Source organism: Hydrogenophaga sp., assembly GCF_022844385.1.
GTDB lineage: Bacteria > Pseudomonadota > Gammaproteobacteria > Burkholderiales > Burkholderiaceae_C > Hydrogenophaga.
The window spans coordinates 1-3,459 of record NZ_JALHLX010000037.1 but is presented as its reverse complement, the minus strand read 5'-3'; the positions used below and the strand labels follow the sequence as shown (position 1 = coordinate 3,459).

Annotated in this window: 3 protein-coding genes; 2 read left to right on the top strand and 1 reads right to left on the bottom strand. The window is 66.6% G+C overall.

What is annotated here, in order from left to right; all coding sequences use genetic code 11:
- Both Q0C59_RS08990 and Q0C59_RS08985 read left to right on the top strand, forming a co-directional pair.
- On the top strand, nucleotides 1-1,671 hold a 1,671-nt coding region (locus Q0C59_RS08990; protein ID WP_291214265.1), incomplete at its 5' end, for a thiamine pyrophosphate-binding protein.
- 32 nt (nucleotides 1,672-1,703) lie between these two features.
- Nucleotides 1,704-2,390 carry a response regulator transcription factor gene (locus tag Q0C59_RS08985; protein ID WP_291214263.1) on the top strand — a complete coding sequence of 229 codons (687 nt, stop codon included), beginning with the start codon at nucleotides 1,704-1,706 and terminating at the stop codon, nucleotides 2,388-2,390.
- Here Q0C59_RS08985 and Q0C59_RS08980 read toward each other — a convergent pair.
- Nucleotides 2,380-3,459: alkaline phosphatase D family protein (locus tag Q0C59_RS08980; protein ID WP_291214261.1), on the bottom strand; the 1,080-nt coding region annotated here is incomplete at its 5' end. The two genes, Q0C59_RS08985 and Q0C59_RS08980, sit on opposite strands and share 11 nt — an antisense overlap.

The following is a 3,459-nucleotide window of genomic DNA, read 5'->3' as shown; positions in this document are numbered from 1 at the left end:
GTGCAATGCCTGATCCAGCAGGGCGTGACCCACGCCTTCGGTGTTCCGGGTGAAAGTTACCTCGCCGTGTTGGACGGCTTTCACGCCCACGCCGACCGCATCCGCTTTGTCACCAACCGTCAGGAAGGTGGCGCGGCCTTCATGGCCGAAGCCCAGGGCAAGCTCACCGGGCGACCGGGCGTGTGCTTCGTGACGCGCGGGCCTGGCGCCACCAACGCGTCGATCGGCCTGCACACCGCGTTTCAGGACAGCACGCCCATGGTGCTGTTCATCGGCGACGTGGCGAGCGACGCGCGCGACCGCGAGGCTTTTCAGGAAGTCGACTACCTGTCGTTCTTCGGCCCCTCCACCAAGGGCATGGCCAAACGCGTGGAACGCATCGACGATGCGCGCCGCATCCCTGAGTACGTGGCGCGAGCCTTCGCCACCGCCATGAACGGCCGGCCCGGCCCGGTGGTGCTGGTGCTGCCCGAAGACATGCTCACGCAGACCGTGGACGCCGAGCCTTTGCCGCGCGTGGATGCCGTGCAGGCCTGGAGCGACCCGGGCGCGCTGCGTGAACTGCGCACCCTGCTGCTGGCCAGCGAGCGCCCGCTGGTGATCGCCGGTGGTGGCGGCTGGACGCCGCAGTCCGCCGCCGCGCTGCAGCGCTTCGCCGAAAACTGGCAACTGCCGGTGACCAACGCCTTTCGTTTTCAGGACACCTTTGACAACCACCACGCGCTCTACGCGGGCGATGTGGGTCTGGGCATCAATCCCGCACTGGCCAGGCGTGTGCGCGAGAGTGACCTGCTGATCGCCATCGGCCCGCGACTGGGCGAGTCCACCACCGGCGGCTACACGCTGATCGAAGCGCCGGTGCCCAAACAGAAGCTGGTGCACATCCACGCCAGCGCCGAGGAACTGGGCCGCGTGTACCAGCCCACACTGGCGATCAATGCGACCATGAACGCGGCGGCGCGCAGCCTGGAGGTGCTCACCGCGCCACCCACGCTGCCCTGGGTGAGCTGGACCGAGGCCTGCCACGCCGACTACCTGGCCAATATCGATCCCGCCAACGGCGGCATCACGCTGCCCGGCACCATCGACATGCCGGCCATCATTCATACCCTGCAGAAACACCTGCCAGCCGATGCGGTGCTGACCAACGGTGCCGGCAATTTCGCGAGCTGGCTGCACCGCTTCTTCCGCTACAGCGGTCTGGTCAAGGGTCACAAAACACAACTCGCGCCCACCAACGGCGCCATGGGTTACGGCGTGCCGGCCGGTATCGGCGCGGCCATCCTCACCGGGCGCACGGCATTCACCATCGCAGGTGACGGCGACTTTCTCATGAATGGCCAGGAACTGGCCACCGCGGTGCAGCACGGCGCGAAGAGCATCGTGCTGCTGCTCAACAACGGCAGCTTCGGCACCATCCGCATGCACCAGGAGCGCGAGTACCCGGCCAACGTGAGCGGCTCGGCCCTGGCCAACCCGGACTTCTGCGCGCTGGCCCGTGCCTATGGTTACGCGGCCGAACGCATCACACACACCGCCGGGTTCGAAGCCGCGCTGCAGCGTGCGCTGGCAGCGCCCGGCGGCAGCCTGATCGAGGTGATGATCGACGTGGACGTGATCACCACCCGTGGCACCTTGACCGCCATCCGGCACAATGCTCAGCGCCGCTAGCCATTCCGCCGGCGGTGGTTTGAGGGGGCCTTATGCGCATCCTGCTGGTCGACGACCACACCATGTTCCGGATGGGGTTGGTGATGCAACTCCAACTCCTGCGACCCGAGGCCCAGGCCGTCCAGTGCGACAGCCCGCAGGCCGCCAGAGCGTTCTTCGACGGGTCTGGTCTTCCCTTTGACGTGATCGTGCTGGACCTCGGCATGCCGGGCTTCCACCGGCTGGAAGCCTTGTCCTACTTTCGCGGTCTTTGCCCGGAGATCCCGTGTGTGGTGGTGTCGGGCAACGAGGACCCCCAGCTGGTGCGCGATTGTGTGGAGATGGGCGCCTTCGGCTTCATCCCCAAGAGCGCCGACGCAGCGCAACTCTCCCAGGCGCTGGACTGCATCACCTCCGGCAATGTCTGGTTGCCGGGCAGCGCGGTGAGTGCGGGCCCGGGCGGCACGAACGCACCCGCCCCCACCGTGTGGTCCAAGGCCCGCGTGCACATCACCGAACGGCAGCGTGACGTGTTGCGCGGCCTGGTGCAGGGCAAGACCAACAAGATGATCGCGCGCGACCTCGGCATTTCGGACGGCACGGTCAAGACCCACGTGACGCACCTCATGGAGCTGCTGCAGGTCAACACGCGCACCCAGATCGTGTTTGAACTGGCGCGCCTGGGCATCCGGATTCAGGACATGGTGGCGCCGCCTTTGGACGGGTCGCTCAAAGGGTGATCTGGCAGTTCCGGTGGATGGTCTCGCCGGTTTCCAGCACCTTGAGCGCTCCGGTGTAGGTGATGGTGTAGCCGTCGCCCCGTCGCTCAACCAGCACATCGCCCATGCCGTTGCCGCGCAGGGTCGCCGAGCCTTCGCAAGCGTGTTGTGTCAGTTCGCCGGCGGGCAGTCGAACAGCCTCATCCATGAACACGTGCTCAGGCGCTGCATTGGCGTAAGGCAGTGGCGCGTAAATGGGGGGCGCCACGATGGACGCACCCACTGTTTGACTGTTCAGCTTCAAGGACACCGCCGTGCTCACGTGGTAGTCGCCCGAGACCAGGAGAAAGCGGCGCGGGCAGGCGCTCACCAGGGTTTGCAGCAGCCGGGTGCGCTGCGTGGGTGCGTACTGCCACGTGTCACTCGCGCCCGGATTGGCGGGGTCGGCATTGGGGTAGAGCCCGGGCAGCACGACCGAGCCGGTGACGATGACGTGGAGCACATTGTCTGCCGACGCCGACAGCGCCGCGAGCAAGGCGTTGAAATCGTCGGGGTCCACGACTTCCGTGTCGGCTGAACCCGGCCGGCGACGGTTGCGCCAAGAGCGGCTGTCGATGATCCAGAGTTGCGCGCAGCCCTGGCGGTGCGTCGTCCAGCCCGGACGCTTTGGTGCTGTCGCCACGAATGGATGCTCCTGCGCCCGCCCCGCTTGATTCGGGTAGGACAGAGGCCAGCTCAAGGAGCGCTCGAACGAAGTCAATGCCTCTCCCGCCCAATCGCGCAGTTCGCGGGCCTTCACCTGGTAGTTCTGGCCGGTCGTCCAGTCTCCCCAGGACCATTTCAACAAGGGGGCTCCGTTCGGGTGTGCGTCGATCCATTCGTGGTCGTCGGGGGTCATGTAGGTTGGTGTGTGGGCCAGAAACGGCCCCAGGCCTTGCAGACCGAAAGCGGTTTCGTACCGCTCCACATAGCGCTCGGTGGGGCTCAGCGGATCCATCAAGCCGGCGGTGGCATCGGCGTAAATCTGGTCCCCGACCAGCAGGGCAAAGGCGGGGTCCAGGTGTCGGGGTGGCAGGGCGCTCTGGATTCG